Source organism: Streptomyces sp. BK208 (assembly GCF_004364245.1).
Classification (GTDB): Bacteria; Actinomycetota; Actinomycetes; order Streptomycetales; family Streptomycetaceae; genus Streptomyces.
In genome coordinates this window covers 346,177-360,936 of record NZ_SOAV01000008.1, presented here as the reverse complement: position 1 = coordinate 360,936, position 14,760 = coordinate 346,177, and the positions used below count along the sequence as shown (strand labels likewise).

The following is a 14,760-nucleotide window of genomic DNA, read 5'->3' as shown; positions in this document are numbered from 1 at the left end:
GGTCAGCCCTTGCGGCCCCAGGCCGAGATCATCGGCGCCGTCGCGAGGTCCATGCCGCCGGCCGCGACGTTGGCGAGGTGGCGGTCGATGTCGTCGTCGGTGGCCGCCCCGGCGGCGACCAGCTGATCGCGGATCTGTCGTACCGTCGCGGACTCCAGGGCGGCGCACGCGGGCGAGGTGACCGGGAAGTAGGCGTCGGCCTCGACGCGGCGCAGCCCCGCCTCGCGGAGCAGCCGGGGCAGCCGGCGGCCGTAGGAGAGGTCGGCGCCGCGACGGGACAGCAGCTCCCTGAAGCCGTGCCGGAGCCTGTTCGCCAGTTGCTGCTCGGGGCCGTGCTCGTCGGGGCAGAGCAGGGGCTGGAGCGCCGGGTCGGCGTCCTCGACCAGGAGGCGGCCACCGGGACGCAGGGCCTGGATCATCGACCGCAACGCCCGTTCCCGGTCGGGGACGTGGACGAGGACGAGCCGCGCGTGCACGAGGTCGAAGCCGTCCCCCGGCGGTTCCTCCGCACCCACGTCGTGCACGCGCACCTCCACCGGCGGTCGGCCGGCCGGGGCGACCCGGGAGGTGTCGATGTCCGTCGCGAGGATCCTGCCGGTGGGGCCCACCCGCTTGGCGAGCCACGACACCACGGAGGTGCCTCCGGCCCCGACCTCCCAGCAGCGCCAGCCGGGGCCGACGCCGAGTGCCTGGAGGTGCCGGAACGTGGTGGGGTCGAAGAGGGTTGCGAAGGCGTCGAAGCGCTCCGCCGCCTCGGACTGCCCGTTGTCGAGGAGGTATCCGTCGGTTCGCGTCATGCTGCGATCATCCCAGTTGTCCGGCTTGCCCGAAGGGGGCGACGCTCCGGCGGGAGAGTCCTGCCGGAGCGGCCGTCCGGGGCGGCCGTCCGGGTCAGCCGTTCCAGGCGGGGTGCCGCGGATCGTCGGCGCGCACCACGAGGTCGGCGGTGCCGGCCGGGCCGGTGTCCTCGTCGTAGCGCTCGAAGGCGGGCAGGGTCCAGTGCTCGGACTCGGGGGTGCGGCGGCGCAGGGCACCGGGGGTGAGGAGGAGGTGGACGCTCAGGTCGAACGGGAACCAGTGGCGCAGCAGGAAGGGCCCGTGGAGCAGGAGCGCGCCGCCGGGAGGGAGCCGGACGTAGGGGCTGCGGGTGGCGCGGTCCGTGACGGGGTCCCACAGGTCGGGCAGGACGCGCCCGTCGCCGCCGGGCCCCAGGGGGTCGAAGACCTCGCGCCACAGGGCGCCGGTGTCGTACCAGCCGTTGTAGTAGGACTCCGCGTCCTCGTGCCCGTACTCCAGGCGGAGCGAGGCGGGCCGCAGGAAGCCCTCCGTTCCCACCACCAGGGAGGGGCGGCCGCGGACGCGCAGCGCCTCGGAGATCCGTTCGGCGAGGTCGCCGGGGCGGGCGGCCGGGGCACCGTCGAGGGCGACGCGGGTCCAGGCGCTGCCGTCGGCGGACTCCAGGTCGAGCAGGCGCTCGGCGAGCCGGTCGCCGAGCCGGTCCCAGGTGATCGCTTCCAGTCGCACCCGCCCATGATGCGTCAGTCACCGCGTCGGCCGGCACCTCGGCGGCGAACGTCCCGGCACATGCCTGAATCAGGGGCCCCTGCCCGCCCGGGCCGAGTCGGCTCGGGCGGGCAGGGGCTCACGGCCCGTAGCCCCGCGCGGGGCCGGGGCACGGAATTCACGGCGCGGGTGCCGCAGGTGCGGCTTACCCGCGCCGACCCGGCGATACGGTCCTGACCGGTCTTGACGCGACCCCTGGCGGCCGGTGCTCGTCGCGATGGGTAGATCAGCGGTGGATGATCAGCGATGAGCGATCAGTGGTGAGTGATCAGCGATGGATGATCAACTAGTGCCGGAACAGCTTAAAAACAACAAAGCAACAGGGCGCACGCCTCAGGACAGCAGGAAGTCCGCCTCTCCCGCCTTCGCTCCCTCGATGAAGGCCGTCATCTCGGCCGAGGTGTAGATCAGCGCCGGCCCGTCCGGGTCGGTGGACTGGCGTACCGCGATCCGGCCGTCGGCGAGCTTCATCGCCTCCAGGCAGTTGCCTCCGTTGCCGCCGCTCCACGGCTTGTGCCAGCCCTCACTGCCCAGTTCACGGGCGGGCATGCCGTTGTAGATCCGCTCCGAGCGGGTCAGGGGCGAGCGCTGGGGTTTGATGCGGTTCATTCACAACTCCTTGCGGAGATCCCGGAGGATCTCCTTCGTGCGATGTGCCGTGGCGGCCTGCGCCGCCATGCGGTCCATGACCTCGAGGTGGGTCGCCACCTCGGCGCGCGCGTCGAGGTAGACGGCGCCGGTCAGGTACTCGCTGTAGACCATGTCCGGGAGTTCCGGCATGGCGAATCGGAACAGCACGAAGGGCCCGTACGTGCCGGGGTGCGGCCCGCTGGAGAACGGGGCGACCTGCAGCGTGACGTTGGGCAGCTTCGCGGCCTCGAGCAGCCGGTCGATCTGGGCACGCATCACCTCCGGGCCCCCGACGGGGCGGCGCAGCGCGGTCTCGTCCATCACGACCCACAGCCGGGGTGCGTCCTCGCGGGTGAGCAGTTCCTGGCGTTGCATGCGCAGGGCGACGTGGCGCTCGATGTCCTCCGGCCGGGTCTGGCCGATGGCGCCCGAGCGCAGCACCCCGCGCGCGTAGTCCTCGGTCTGCAGCACTCCGGGGACGAAGTGGGGCTCGTAGGAGCGGATCAGGGCGGCCGCGCCCTCCAGGCTGACGTATAGCGAGAACCAGCCCGGCAGGATGTCGTGGAAGCGCTGCCACCATCCCGGCTTGTTGGCGTCCTCGGCCAGCTGGACGAAGGCCTCGGCCTCCTCGTCGCCGACGCCGTAGGCCTTCAGCAGGAGCTGGAGGTACGGGATCTTGAGGGCGACCTCGGCCATCTCCATGCGGCGCACCGTGGCGGGGGCGACGCGCAGGACGCGGGCTGCTTCCTCGCGCTTGAGACCGGCGCGTTCCCGCAGGTCCAGAAGGCGCCGGCCGAGTACGACCTGGCCGACCGTCGGCGCGGACCGCGGCTCGCTCACCGCCCACCTCCTGAAGAGTCCCGAAAGAGTCCTTGCGTCCCTGTTCCGTTGTACGGACAGCCTCGGCGAGCCCCGGCGCGTCCTGGTGCGGACAGCCCGGCGGCGCCATTCGAAGTTCTGTTCGAAAGCCGGGAGTGACTTTCGAACGACCTGAAGTGGCGCCGCTCGACGTGCTGTTGCGAGCAGTGTGCCACGACCGTCCAGACCGTCACACAGCACTCTGCATTTTTCAGAGTGACACTTGCCAAGTGTTCACGGCGGGGCGATAGTGGCAAGCGTGATTCCGTCCGCGCCCTTAGGAACAGACGCCACCGTGGGCTCCCTGGGCCTCGGTGCCGCCATGGGAGCCGGCTCCTCGGGAGCCACCGCCGCCGAGCGCCGGTTCCGTTTCGAGCTGGCCGCCCATCCGGGCTCTCCCTCACAGGCAAGACGCCTGACCCGGGCCCGGCTGAGCGGCTGGGCGGTGTGCGAGGACACCTGTGACACCGCGGCGCTGGTGGTCTCCGAGCTGGTGACCAACGCGATCGTGCACACGGCGAGCAGACACATAGTGTGCGAGCTGCACGACGTCGACGACCTGGTCCGCATAGCCGTGCGGGACGAGGGCTGCGCCCCCGGCCAGCCCCACCCCTCGGCCGATCAGCAGCCCGAGGACGAGCACGGCCGAGGCCTGCTCCTGGTCGACGCCCTGTGCGACGCCTGGGGCGCCCACGAGCACGGTCCGGGACTGCTGGTCTGGGCCGAGCTGCCGCGCAGCGCCGACCGTGCGTTCGACGCCCCGGAGCCCCACGACGACCTGGGCTGGGGTGCCCGGCCCAAACCCGGACCCGCGGACGACGCGGGCGACGAGGACGAGGCGGAGTCCCACCGTCGGGAGAGCCGCAAGACGCGCGGAACGGGGACCGAATGGCTATGAGGGCTGCGACCGGCATGCGACCGCTCGGCCTCGACACGGTGGTCCGCCTCCAGCGCGGACGACAGGCCGCCGCCACACCCGTGCGGCTGCCCGTGCCGGACGGCATGACCGCTCCGCTGGGCTGCGACGCGGTGGCGGTGCCGTCGTTCCTCGCCCAGCAGGTGCTGCCGCGGCTGCCGCGCGTGGGATGCGTCTACGCCGATGAGACGCACTGGTGGTGGATCGTCCCGTCCGACTCCGACTACGCCCTGGACTGGCCGGCGCCCTCGCGCTACGCGACCGGCGCGGTGGTCCCCGGGGCCGCGGGCCTCCCCCGCCTCCTGCACCGCCCTGACGGCACGGTCCCGTACACGCCGCCCATCCCGCTGTACCTGGCCCTGTGCCGGCTGACCGACACGACGCCCACCTGGTCCCGCCCGGTGAGCGCGTAGGCGCCGGGCGGCGCGTCAGGCCGTCGCGTCACCGGCGGCGTCACCGCGAAGCACGACGACCAGGAACATGTCCGTGGCGAGGTCCATGACGACCTCGGCGGGCTGACCCTCAAGACGCCGCGCCTGCGCGAACTCCTCCGCCGGCCAGGACCCTCGCGGTCCGCCTGCGGGAAAGCGTTCGAGCACCGTTCGCCCGTTCACCCCGCACCTCCATGTAGCGCTGTACTCGTAGACCTAAACGCCAACCATGGAGTGAACGCCACGTGCGGTGATCGTACTGAGACACAGTCGACACCCGATCACCGCAAAAGGTGATCCGCGGCTCGGCCGTCCGGCCGTTTCCGCTACGGAGCGTCTCAGTACTCGTACTCGTCGTGGTAGCGGACCGCCTCGCTGCCCGCGGGCGCGCCGAGAGCCGAAGCGCGCCCCTCGGGCCTCTCCCAGGGCTCCTGCCGGCCGAGCGCGGTGAGGTCGAGCAGGCTGGTGGTCGAGCCCAGTCCGTCCAGACCGCGCTCGTACGTCGAGTAGGTGTGGAAGACCCGTTCGCGGTCCCGCAGGAAGCAGCTGAGGCCCGGCCGCTCCACCAGCTCGCCGTCGTGCTCGAGGGTCACCTCGAAGTCCGTGTTGAAGTCGCCGGCGTACGACGAGTACCAGGGCAGCGTCCAGCCCATCCGCGCCTTGAACGGCAGGATCCTCGGATACGGCGCCCGGGAGACGGCGGCGAAGGACGTGCCGCGGGCCCGGAGGTGCGCGAGGTGCCCGATCTGGTCCAGGAACGCCGAGCAGCTGCGGCAGCCGGCCTCCCAGTCGGGCGCGAACATGAAGTGGTAGACGACCAGCTGGTCCCGGCCCTCGAAGAGGTCGAGCAGCGTGGCCTTGCCGTCGCCGCCCTCGAAGACGTACTCCTTGTCGAGCTCCACCATGGGCAGCGCCCGTCGTTCGGCGTTGAGGGCGTCACGCGCGCGGGTGGCCGCCTTCTCCTTGGCCAACAGGGCCTCGCGCGCCGCGCGCCAGTCGGCGCGGGTGACGATCTCGGGCAGCGACATGGCTCCAGCCTCCTGTGCGGCGTACGACGTGCGGCTCGCGTCGTACGGCTCGCGTCGTGCTTCGGTCCGACGGCCGACGGTCCGAAGGGGGCGGGCCGTCCGGGTGGTGACCGAAGGGCGGGGCGGAACTCATCGCTGCCCGGCAAGATTGTTTTGGCGGTGCCGCTGAGCAGGTCTTTTCAGGCGTCGCGCGTCTGGAGGCAGCGCCCGCGCCGCTCGGCGAGTTCGTCGCGCAGGGCGGCGAGCCGCTCGGTGTGCCGGGGGGTGAGCCGCCCGGTGTCGTCCAGGTGCACGGCGCACGCGGTGGTGGTGTCGACGAGCCGTTCGAGGACGGCGGCGATCCCGTCCGCGCCCTCGGAGTGCCGGGCCAGGGCGGGCAGTTCGGCGGCGGCGCGGGCGACGGCGGCACGGGCGGCGGCCAGGGTGCGGTAGGCCTCGCGGCGCAGCGTCCACCGGGTGGCCCGGTCGCCGGACTCGCTCAGTACGTGCCCCAGGTAGGCCTGCGCGGCGGCGTCGGCGGCGTCGAGGCCGGCCCGGATGCCGGCGCCCCGCTGTCCCGGCAGCGGCAGGTGACCGACGACCAGCACGATCGCGCAGGCCAGCAGCGTCTCGCCGATGCGGCCCGCGGAGGCCTGCGGTTCGCCGCCCACCATGACCAGTGCGAGGACGAGGACGGTGACGACGGTGGTCTGGGCGGCGAAGTGCCGCGCGGCGACCGACACCAGCGCCCCGCCCACGGCGACGAGCGCGACGAGCCCTTCCGGGCGGGGCAGTACGGCCGCGAACCCGGCGAACAGCAGCGCCCCGAGGACCGTCCCGGCCGCCCGGCACAGCACCCGGGACGCGAGCGGGCCGAGGTCGGGCTTGACGAGGAAGACGGCAGTGGCGGGCAGCCAGTACCAGTGCTGGTGGGAGCCGTACCAGTGGCCGTGGTGCAGTGCCTGGGCGATGGCGGCACTGGCCCCGAAGCACAGCCCGGCCCGCAGCCCGTACTCCCGCCCGCCGGCGCCGAGCACGGCACCCGCCAGGGCGCGGGGCGACCGCCTCCGGGTGTGCAGGTCGACGCCCCGGCCCCGGTCGAAGGCATCCGCGGCGTGCAACAGGGCGTCGTCCAGGGCGCGCAGGGCGGGGTCGGTCCGGCTGGGCGCGGGCAGCGGCCCGGCGTGGGTGCCCGCGCGGACGGCGGCGGCGAGCCGACGGGGTCCTTCGGCGGCCCGCGCGGGCACGGTCCGTCCCGCCCAGGCCAGCGCGGTCGCGGCCTCGCCCAGGGGCAGCGCGGCGGCGTACCGGGCGTGCAGCCGGCGTTCGGCCGCGGTGGAGGCGCGGCGCCGCAACCGGGGTCCGGCGAGCGCGTCCTGCGCGTGGTCGAGGGCGGCGGTGAGCGCGGCACGGCGCGGCACGGCGTCCGCCGTACCGACGGCGTCGAGCAGTGCGGCGACGGCCTCGTAGACGTCGGCGACGGCGGCCCGCTCCCCGTCGAAGCGGAAGTCGAGCCTGCGGTCACCGGCCAGGGAGGCGGGCGTGGGCAGGGCGAGCCGCAGCAGGAGCAGCCATCCGGCCCCGGCGAGGAAGGCCGGCACGCTCTGCCACGCCGGTCCTGGCAGCGGCATCCCGGCGCCCACGGCGCTGCCGACCAGCAGCTGCGTGCCGGTCGCCGACGCCACCGGTCCGACCGCACTGACACCCCCGGCGACCAGCCCCAGCCCGGTGAGCACCAGGGTGAGGACCACGGCCCCCAGGTGCAGGCCGGCGTACGTGCCGGCGAGCAGCCCGGCCGCCCCGGCGAGCGCGGGCACGCCGATCCTCCGCACCGAGGTACGGCGGCTGCCCGGCCGGTCGTTGATGCCGGCCAGCATGGCGGCGATCGCGGCGACGACCCCGAGGTCGGCCCGTCCGGCGGCCAGGGCCGCGATCAGCAGCGGCCCGGCCGCCAGCGCACCGCGGACCACCGCGCTCCACGGCACGGGGCCGCGCTGGGTGTTCAGGGCGTGGCCGAGCCAGGGCGGGAGGGCGTGGGAGGCGGGGAGGGCGGCGCGGAACACGGGGTGCTTGGCTCCAGTCGTCCGGTCGAGGCGGTGGTGAGCCTTCGGGCGACGGTGACCGGGCCGGGGTTGGTGGTGTCAACGATAGGGGAGCCGGTCGGCGGACCGGAAACGCGCGTGTTGCGCGGACGTGACGATCATCCCGCCGCTGCTCCATCCCCCGCCGCTGCTCCGTCCCCCGCCGGTCGTGGCACTCCGGGCCGGGGACCGTCCCGCGTCACGCCCGCCGGGCCGCCTCCACGGCGCCCCCGAGCAGCGACTCGCAGTCGCCGACCGCCCGTGTCAGGGTCTCCGGCTCCGTCGTCAGGCCCGCCACCAGTGCGTCGACCCCGTCGAGCCCGGCCCGCCCGAGCATCCCCTTCTCGTTGGTCACCCACTCCCCCCGCGCCGCCAGGACCGCGTGTGCCGTCTGGGTCGCGGCGAGGGCGAGCGCGCCGGCGACCTGGGTGAGGGCGCCCCTGGGGGCGTGGCCGGCCTTGGCGTAGGCGAGGGTGGCCGTCGCGGCGCCGTACCAGCGCTCGGGGGCGGTGCCGCGCAGGGCCCGTGGGTAGGCGGGGCGGGGCAGGTCGCCGCGCAGCACCTCGTCGACCGCCAGCTCCGCGACCACGAGGTACGTCGGGATGCCCGCCAGGTGGAACAGCAGCGGCTCGATGCCGAAGCGGCCCGCCTGGGCCTCCGTCACCTCGCGCTCGACGACGTCGAGGTCGCGGTAGTGCACGTCGACCCGGCGCCCGTCGATCGTCAGCCAGGCGCCCCCGTTGAAGACGCCGCCGCCCCAGGCCCCGACCTCCGAGACCTCCCCCGCCCAGCCCACGGCGCGCAGGTCGTCGGGGTCGAAGGCGCCCCGGTAGTAGACGGCCAGGTCCCAGTCGCTGTCCGGTCGGTGCGTGCCCTGGGCCCGGGAGCCGCCGAGGGCGACCGCCCGGACCGTGGGCAGGGCGGCGAGCCGGTCGGCGGTGGTGTCGAGGAACGCCCGGTCCGTGAGGGCGGGGGTGGGCACGGTGCGGACTCCTGAAGGTCGGGCGGGCGCGACGGACGCCGGAAGCCTAGGGGTCCGGGGGTCCCGGCCGCGAGGGATATTCGGGTGCGCGGGGCGGGCGCGGGGGCGGACGATCGGCGGGTCGCCCCAGCCTCGTCAGGAGCCCACGTGATCCAGCGCGTCACCGTACCCGGCCTGTTCCCGCCGCCCGCCTGCTCCCACGCCTCCGTCGTCGAGGCGTCCCCACTCGGTGCCGGCCCGCACTCCTCGACGCTGCTCGGGGTGGTCTGTCTCGGGTGTCCCGGGCCGCTGGTGGAGATCACCGCGACCGCGGGGGTGCCGGAGGGCGGTCGTCCGTGAACGGGGAGACGGGAGCGAGGACGCAGGCCGGTGCGGTGGTCCTGCGGCGTGCCGGGGCCGCCGACGCGCGTGCGGCGGCCGACGTCTGGCTGCGCTCCTTCACCGCCGCACTGCCGACCGTCGTGCGGCCGCACTCCGACACGGAGGTCCGTGCGTACTTCCGGCAGGTGGTGGTGGAGCGGCACGAGACCTGGGTCGCGGAGGAGGCCGGCGGCGCGTTGGTCGGGGTGATGGTCCTGGAGGGCGGGGAGCTGGCGCAGCTGTACCTCGCTCCCGAGCGGCGCGGATGCGGGATCGGGGACCGTTTCGTCGCCCTGGCCAAGGAGCGCCGCGCGGGTGGGCTGTCGCTGTGGACCTTCCAGGTCAACGAGCCCGCGCGCCGCTTCTACGAGCGGCACGGTTTCACTCCCGTGGAGTGGACGGACGGCGCCCGCAACGAGGAGCGGGAGCCGGACGTGCGCTACGTGTGGCGTCCGTAGGCGTCATCGCGCGGTGTCACCGCGGGCGTACTTGTCCGTCGCCGCCAGCAGGGCCGCGTCCCCGGTCGCTCCGGCGTCGTGCCCGGCCTCGTCCACCAGCACCAGTTCGCTGTCCGGCCAGGCGTGGTGGAGCCGCCAGACGATGCCGAGGAGGTTGCCGAAGTCGAGGCTGCCCTGGACCAGGGTGCCGGGGATCCCCTTCAGCAGGTGCGCGTCCCTGAGGACCACTCCCTCGTCGTTGCCGTCGCCGAGGAAGTGGTCGTTGCCCCAGTAGTGGGTGACGGTACGGGCGAAGCCCATGCGGAACTCCGGGTCCTGGAACCGGGCGACCGAACCGGGCGGTGCCGGAATGATCGCCGTCTCCCAGTCGGTCCAGGCCCGCGCCGCCCGCTCGCGCACCGACGCGTCCGGTGACTCCAGCAGGCGGTTGTACGCGGCGGCCGGGTTCCCGTCCCGTTCGCCCGGGGGCAGCTCGGCGAGGAACCGCTCGTGGGCCTCCGGGAAGAAGTTCCCCAACCCGCGGGTCAGGAGGGCCACTTCGGCGTTGGAGCCGGTCGCCACCCCGGTCAGCACCAGCTCGGTCACCACCCCGGGGTGCGTCTGCGCGTACCGCAGGCCCAGGACCGAGCCCCACGACACGCCCCACACCAGCCAGCGCTCGATGCCCAGGTGGGCGCGGAGCAGCTCCAGGTCCGCCATGAGGTGGGCGGTGGTGTTGACGCTCATGTCGGTGTCGTGGGCGCTCGCTCGGGGCCGTGAACGTCCGGCGCCGCGCTGGTCGAGGAGGACGATCCGGTAGGCCGCGGGGTCGAAGTACCGCCTGAGCTTCGGTCCCGCGCTGCTGCCGGGACCGCCGTGCAGCACCAGCGCGGGCTTGCCGTGCGGGTTGCCGCTGGTCTCCCAGTACACGAGGTTGCCGTCGCCGGCGTCGAGCATGCCGTGGTCGTACGGTTCGGTCTCCGGATACAGGCCCATCGGAGCACCGTAGCCGCGACGGCCCGGGCGCTCATTCTCTTTACGGCGGGGCCTCAGCCGGTGGGCAGCCCCGCGGTGTCCGCCGCCGTGCGCAGCACGTCGCGCAGCATGCCGGGGGTGAGCCGGCCGGTGAAGGTGTTGCGCTGGCTGACGTGGAAGCAGCCGAACAGGTCCAGGCCCGGCTCGTCGGGGGCGTCCAGCCTCACGTGGCTGCCGTGTGCGAAGGCGGGGCGGGGGCGGGGCACGGTCCAGCCCGCCCCGGCGAAGGCGGGCAGCGCGGCCTGCCAGCCGAAGGCGCCGAGCACGACCACCGTGCGCAGCGTCGGCCGCAGCAGTTCGAGCTCCTGGACGAGCCAGGATCGGCAGGTGTCCCGTTCGGCCGGGGTCGGCTTGTTGGCGGGCGGGGCGCAGTGCACCGGGGACGTGACGCGGACGCCGTACAGCTCCAGGCCGTCGTCCGCCGAGACTGCGGTGGGCTGCGAGGCGAGGCCCACGTCGTACAGCGCCTGGAACAGGACGTCTCCGGAACGGTCACCGGTGAACATCCGGCCGGTGCGGTTGCCGCCGTGGGCGGCGGGGGCCAGCCCGAGGATCAGCACACGGGCGTCCGGCGGGCCGAATCCGGGTACCGGCCTGCCCCAGTACGTCCAGTCGGCGAAGGCCGCCCGCTTGGTACGGGCCACCTCCTCCCGCCACTCGACCAGTCTCGGGCAGGCGCGGCATCCCGCGATGCGCTGGTCGAGTACGGGGAGGCCACCGGTGTCCATGCGTCCACCGTAAGACCCTCCCCGGGCGCGCGGGGCACGCGGCCTCCCGTGGGGGGGTGGGGGCAAGGGTTCGGGCGGCGGGCCGGGGCCGCCGACCACCGGCCGCCGCGGATATTGCGGTCCGGGCCGCCGTGCCGGGCGGTTAAGGTCGAACCATGGCTTCCGAGCAAGACGAAGGCGGGAACGGCCGGGTGGCCGCCCCGCAGGACGGCGCCGCCGCCACCGCCGCCGCGCCGGACCCGAAGACCGCCGCGGCGATCGCCGCCGCCGAGGCCGCCGGGCCGCAGCACGGCGAGAGCGTCCGCGTGGACAGCTGGATCTGGGCCGTGCGGCTGATCAAGACCCGCTCCCTGGGCGCCACCGCCTGCCGCGGCGGCCATGTCCGGGTCAACGGCGAGCGGGTGAAGCCCGCGTACTCGCTCCGCGTCGGCGACGAGGTGCGCCTGCGACAGGAAGGCCGGGAGCGGATCGTCGTCGTGAAGCGGCTGATCCGCAAGCGGGTCGGTGCCCCGGTCGCCGTCCAGTGCTACGTCGACAACTCCCCGCCGCCCCCGCCCCGCGAGGCCGTCGCACCGGCCGGCGTCCGCGACCGGGGCACCGGCCGCCCGACCAAGCGCGACCGTCGTGAGCTGGAGCGGCTGCGCGGGCTCGAGGGCCTGAGCAGCTCCCGCAGGAGCGCCGAGACCCGGCCCTGAGCACGCCCCCGGCGAGGCGCCCCCGCTCAGGCTCGCCTGGTCCGGGCCCGCACCAGGCGGCGCAGGTCCGCGTTGTGCCCGCGTCGGGCCCGGGCGACGACCAGGAGCGGCACCATCAGGATGAGCGGGGTCCCCGCGTTCGCGCCGTCGAAGCAGGTGAGCTGGACGACGAACGCCCCCGCCATCAGCGCGGCCAGTGCCGTCGCCGCCACCGACTGGAGCACCGGGACCAGCAGGGCGATCGCTCCGGCCAGCTCCAGGACCCCGATCGCGTACATGCCGGCGTCGCCCCAGCCCATCTCGGCGAAGGTGTCGGCCGCCGAGGAGTGCGCGATCAGCTTGGGGAGAGCGCTCGCGACGGCGAAGAACACCGCGAGGAGCACTTGCACCGCACGCAGGGCGACACGGGCGCCACGGCCACGGGCCGGCACGGCGGAGGCGGAGGCGGAGGCGGAGGCGGAGGCGGGCGAAACGGTGGTGTCGGTCATGGTGGTCTCCTGAGCTGAACGGTCCGTGTGCTGCCGGGTTGCAGACCGTTCTCCGCCCGGGAACTCATCGGCCGTCCCGGCCTCTCCCTCCGCGTCTGCCCGTGCCATCTGCCCCTGCTCCACGGGCACCGCACGCGGGGCCCGCTTCCGCCGTCCGGCCTGCCGCAGTACGTTCGATACAGGAGGACGGGAGTGGTGATCCGATGCGTACGGGCAGTGAACCGGTCACCGCGCGCAGTGCCCTGCGGGCGCGGTTCTGGCTGAGTCTGTGGGGGCTGGTCTGGGCGGTCTTCGGCACAGCCGTCTTCGCGCTCACGGGGCGGTTCGGGTGGGCGCTCGCCTGCGGAGTGCTGTGGCTCGTCGCCACGGTCGACCTGACCGTGGTCCTGCGGCACCTCCGCCAGGGGCCGCACTACCAGCCGGGCCGGGACATCCCGCCGTACCTGCCACCGAGACGCTGACGTCAGGAGTCGAACCGGGCCTGCTGCAGGTACTCCGGGTTCGGGTCCAGGGCGGCCGCCAGCCGGAAGTGGCGTCTGGCCTGGTCGGGGCAGCCCCGGCGCTCATAGGTGCGGGCGAGCGCGAAGTGCGCGAAGGCGTTGTCCGGCTCGCGCTCCAGGACGATGGTGAACTCCAGCTCGGCGGGCCGCAGTTGCGCCGCGGCGAAGAAGGCCCGCGCGCGCAGCAGCCGGGCGGCGGTGTTCTCGGGGTGGGCGCCGATGACCGCGTCGAGCAGCTTCACCGCGCCGCGCGGGTCCCGGGCCGCGAGCAGTTGCTCCGCGGCGCGGAAGTCGATGACGTCCGTCTCCGGAGTACGTCCGGTCGGACCGCTTGTCTCGGGCACGGCTGAGTCCTTCCCTCGCTGGAAGGGATCAACGCGCGCGTGGGGACCGCTATTCCGTGCGCGCTCTGCGCACCAGTCCGGCCCAGACCTCCGCCACGCGGCGCCGCAGTTCCTCCAGCGGTACGTCGTTGTCGACGACCACGTCCGCGATCTCCCGGCGCTGCTCACGCGTCGCCTGGGCCGCCATGCGGGCACGCGCGTCCTGCTCGGTCATGCCGCGCAGCCGCACCAGCCGGTCGAGCTGCGTGCCGGGGTCGGCGTCGACGACGACCACGAGGTCGTACAGCGGCGCCAGGCCGTTCTCCGTGAGCAGGGGGACGTCGTGGACGACGACGGCGTCCTCGGCGGCGGCTTCTTCCAGGGCGCTGGAGCGCTCACCGACCAGGGGGTGCACGATCCGGTTCAGGACGGCCAGCTTCTCCGGGTCGGCGAACACGATCGAACCCAGCTTCGGCCGGTCCAGGCTGCCGTCCTCGGCGAGGACCTCCTCGCCGAACGCCTCCACGACCGCGGCCAGTCCCGGGGTCCCGGGCGCGACGACCTCGCGCGCGATCCGGTCGGCGTCGATCAGTACGGCGCCGTGCTCGACGAGGAGCCGGGACACCTCGCTCTTGCCGGCGCCGATCCCGCCGGTCAGACCCACCTTCAGCATGAGCGGAAGCTTAGAGGGTGCCGGTCACGGCGTCAGTTGTCGCCCTCCCGCTCGGCCAGGAACCGCTCGAACTCGAGGCCGATCTCGTCCGCGGAGGGGATCTCCACCGGCTCGGCGAGCATGTTGCCGCGGGTCTCGGCGCCCGCGGCGGCGTCGTACTGGTGCTCCAGGCCCTGGACGAGGGCGGTGAGTTCCTCGTCGCCCTCCTGGATCTGCCGGTCGATCTCCGTCTGCGTGCGGTGGGCCTCGGTGCGCAGGGAGTGTGCGATACCCGGCAGGACCAGACCGGTCGCCGCGGTGATCGCCTCCAGGACGGTCAGCGCCGCGTCCGGGTACGCGGAGCGTGCGATGTAGTGCGGGACGTGCGCGGCGACGCCCAGCACGTCGTGGCCGGCCTGCGCGAGCCGGTACTCGACGACCGCCTCCGCGCTGCCGGGGACCTGCGCCTCCTCGAAGGGGCTGCGGTGGCCGGGCACGAGGTCGGTGCGGGTGCCGTGCGGGGTGATGCCGACGGGCCGGGTGTGCGGGACGCCCATGGGGATGCCGTGGAAGCTCACCGCCAGGCGGACACCGAGCCGCTCCACGATCTGGCCGACGGCGGCGGCGAAGCGCTCCCATTCGACGTCCGGCTCGGGGCCCGCCAGGAGCAGGAAGGGCGCGCCGGTGGCGTCCTGGACGAGCCGCACCTCGATGGTGGGTTCCTCGTAGTCGGTCCAGGTGTCCCGCTTGAACGTCAGCAGCGGCCGGCGTGCGCGGTAGTCCACGAGCCGGTCGTGGTCGAAGCGGGCGACGACCTGGTGGGGAAGCGAGTCGAGCACCTGGTCGACGATCTGGTCGCCGGTCTCGCCGGCGTCGATGTAGCCGTCGAAGTGGTACAGCATGACCAGTCCGGCCGACTCCTGGGCGAGTGCCATGTCGACGACGGCAAGGCCCTTCGGCTCCCAGGTGTACAAATCCTGCGGATCAAGCACGGTGACCGCTCCCCTCCTCGTGTTCATGGGTCACAACACCCCGGTGGGGTGGCGCATTCCCGTGGGACACACCGAAGGGGCC

General features: G+C 74.0%; 20 protein-coding genes. 6 read left to right on the top strand and 14 right to left on the bottom strand.

From position 1 onward, the window contains the following. Nucleotides 1–2: 2 nt before the first annotated feature. From EV562_RS21880 to EV562_RS21865, 4 genes are all read right to left on the bottom strand, one after another. Nucleotides 3–797, bottom strand: a complete 795-nt coding sequence (locus EV562_RS21880; protein ID WP_133888518.1) for a methyltransferase domain-containing protein — start codon at nt 795–797, stop codon at nt 3–5. Nucleotides 798–891: 94 nt separating this feature from the next. Next, nucleotides 892–1,524, bottom strand: coding sequence for a uridine kinase (locus EV562_RS21875; protein ID WP_133888517.1), 633 nt, complete (start codon nt 1,522–1,524; stop codon nt 892–894). 372 nt (nt 1,525–1,896) lie between these two features. Then, nucleotides 1,897–2,172 carry a DUF397 domain-containing protein gene (locus tag EV562_RS21870; RefSeq protein ID WP_133888516.1) on the bottom strand — a complete coding sequence of 92 codons (276 nt, stop codon included), beginning with the start codon at nt 2,170–2,172 and terminating at the stop codon, nt 1,897–1,899. Next, the gene (locus EV562_RS21865; protein WP_133888515.1) at nt 2,173–3,033 is read right to left on the bottom strand and encodes a helix-turn-helix transcriptional regulator; all 861 of its coding nucleotides are present in this window, start codon (nt 3,031–3,033) and stop codon (nt 2,173–2,175) included. Nucleotides 3,034–3,301: 268 nt separating this feature from the next. Here EV562_RS21865 and EV562_RS21860 point away from each other — a divergent pair, with 268 nt between their 5' ends. Then, nucleotides 3,302–3,949 carry an ATP-binding protein gene (locus EV562_RS21860; protein ID WP_133888514.1) on the top strand — a complete coding sequence of 216 codons (648 nt, stop codon included), beginning with the start codon at nt 3,302–3,304 and terminating at the stop codon, nt 3,947–3,949. Next, nucleotides 3,940–4,380 carry a hypothetical protein gene (locus tag EV562_RS21855; protein WP_166661929.1) on the top strand — a complete coding sequence of 147 codons (441 nt, stop codon included), beginning with the start codon at nt 3,940–3,942 and terminating at the stop codon, nt 4,378–4,380. Before EV562_RS21860 ends, EV562_RS21855 begins: the two co-directional genes overlap by 10 nt. 15 nt (nt 4,381–4,395) lie before the next feature. Here EV562_RS21855 and EV562_RS21850 read toward each other — a convergent pair whose 3' ends face one another. From EV562_RS21850 to EV562_RS21835, 4 genes are all read right to left on the bottom strand, one after another. After that, entirely contained in the window at nt 4,396–4,581 is a 186-nt protein-coding gene (locus tag EV562_RS21850) for a hypothetical protein (RefSeq protein ID WP_133888512.1), read from the bottom strand. A gap of 155 nt (nt 4,582–4,736) precedes the next feature. Continuing rightward, complete coding sequence (locus EV562_RS21845; RefSeq protein WP_133888511.1) at nt 4,737–5,426, bottom strand: DUF899 domain-containing protein; 690 nt, start codon at nt 5,424–5,426, stop codon at nt 4,737–4,739. Between the two features lie 179 nt (nt 5,427–5,605). Continuing rightward, a complete protein-coding gene (locus EV562_RS21840) occupies nt 5,606–7,468 on the bottom strand; it encodes an FUSC family protein (protein WP_133888510.1) in 1,863 nt (620 codons plus the stop codon). Nucleotides 7,469–7,685: 217 nt separating this feature from the next. After that, on the bottom strand, nt 7,686–8,468 hold the full coding sequence (locus EV562_RS21835; protein ID WP_133888509.1) for a nucleotidyltransferase domain-containing protein: 783 nt from the start codon (nt 8,466–8,468) through the stop codon (nt 7,686–7,688). A gap of 147 nt (nt 8,469–8,615) precedes the next feature. Between EV562_RS21835 and EV562_RS21830 the strand changes: the two genes are divergently transcribed. Both EV562_RS21830 and EV562_RS21825 read left to right on the top strand, forming a co-directional pair. Further along, nucleotides 8,616–8,807, top strand: a complete 192-nt coding sequence (locus EV562_RS21830) for a hypothetical protein (protein WP_133888508.1) — start codon at nt 8,616–8,618, stop codon at nt 8,805–8,807. Further along, the gene (locus tag EV562_RS21825; RefSeq protein WP_133888507.1) at nt 8,804–9,286 is read left to right on the top strand and encodes a GNAT family N-acetyltransferase; all 483 of its coding nucleotides are present in this window, start codon (nt 8,804–8,806) and stop codon (nt 9,284–9,286) included. The genes EV562_RS21830 and EV562_RS21825 overlap by 4 nt, the downstream gene beginning before the upstream one ends. 3 nt (nt 9,287–9,289) lie before the next feature. Here the strand turns inward: EV562_RS21825 and pip are convergent, their stop codons facing one another. Then, a complete protein-coding gene (gene pip, locus EV562_RS21820; RefSeq protein ID WP_133888506.1) occupies nt 9,290–10,261 on the bottom strand; it encodes a prolyl aminopeptidase in 972 nt (323 codons plus the stop codon). A gap of 53 nt (nt 10,262–10,314) precedes the next feature. Next, nucleotides 10,315–11,028 carry a uracil-DNA glycosylase gene (locus EV562_RS21815; protein WP_133888505.1) on the bottom strand — a complete coding sequence of 238 codons (714 nt, stop codon included), beginning with the start codon at nt 11,026–11,028 and terminating at the stop codon, nt 10,315–10,317. 155 nt (nt 11,029–11,183) lie between these two features. On the opposite strand from EV562_RS21815, the gene EV562_RS21810 reads away from it, so the two are divergent. Beyond that, on the top strand, nt 11,184–11,723 hold the full coding sequence (locus EV562_RS21810; RefSeq protein WP_133888504.1) for an RNA-binding S4 domain-containing protein: 540 nt from the start codon (nt 11,184–11,186) through the stop codon (nt 11,721–11,723). A 26-nt stretch (nt 11,724–11,749) separates the two neighbouring features. On the opposite strand, the gene EV562_RS21805 is transcribed toward EV562_RS21810, so the two are convergent. Next, the gene (locus EV562_RS21805) at nt 11,750–12,211 is read right to left on the bottom strand and encodes a DoxX family protein (RefSeq protein WP_133888503.1); all 462 of its coding nucleotides are present in this window, start codon (nt 12,209–12,211) and stop codon (nt 11,750–11,752) included. 203 nt (nt 12,212–12,414) lie between these two features. Here EV562_RS21805 and EV562_RS21800 point away from each other — a divergent pair, with 203 nt between their 5' ends. Further along, nucleotides 12,415–12,672 carry a DUF6343 family protein gene (locus EV562_RS21800; RefSeq protein WP_133888502.1) on the top strand — a complete coding sequence of 86 codons (258 nt, stop codon included), beginning with the start codon at nt 12,415–12,417 and terminating at the stop codon, nt 12,670–12,672. A gap of 2 nt (nt 12,673–12,674) precedes the next feature. Here EV562_RS21800 and EV562_RS21795 read toward each other — a convergent pair whose 3' ends face one another. The 3 genes from EV562_RS21795 to EV562_RS21785 are packed head-to-tail and all read right to left on the bottom strand — an operon-like array spanning nt 12,675 to nt 14,678. Beyond that, on the bottom strand, nt 12,675–13,055 hold the full coding sequence (locus EV562_RS21795; protein WP_133888501.1) for a tetratricopeptide repeat protein: 381 nt from the start codon (nt 13,053–13,055) through the stop codon (nt 12,675–12,677). Nucleotides 13,056–13,104: 49 nt separating this feature from the next. After that, complete coding sequence (gene coaE, locus EV562_RS21790) at nt 13,105–13,707, bottom strand: dephospho-CoA kinase (RefSeq protein WP_133888500.1); 603 nt, start codon at nt 13,705–13,707, stop codon at nt 13,105–13,107. Between the two features lie 32 nt (nt 13,708–13,739). Continuing rightward, complete coding sequence (locus tag EV562_RS21785) at nt 13,740–14,678, bottom strand: PAC2 family protein (protein ID WP_133888499.1); 939 nt, start codon at nt 14,676–14,678, stop codon at nt 13,740–13,742. Nucleotides 14,679–14,760 lie beyond the last annotated feature (82 nt).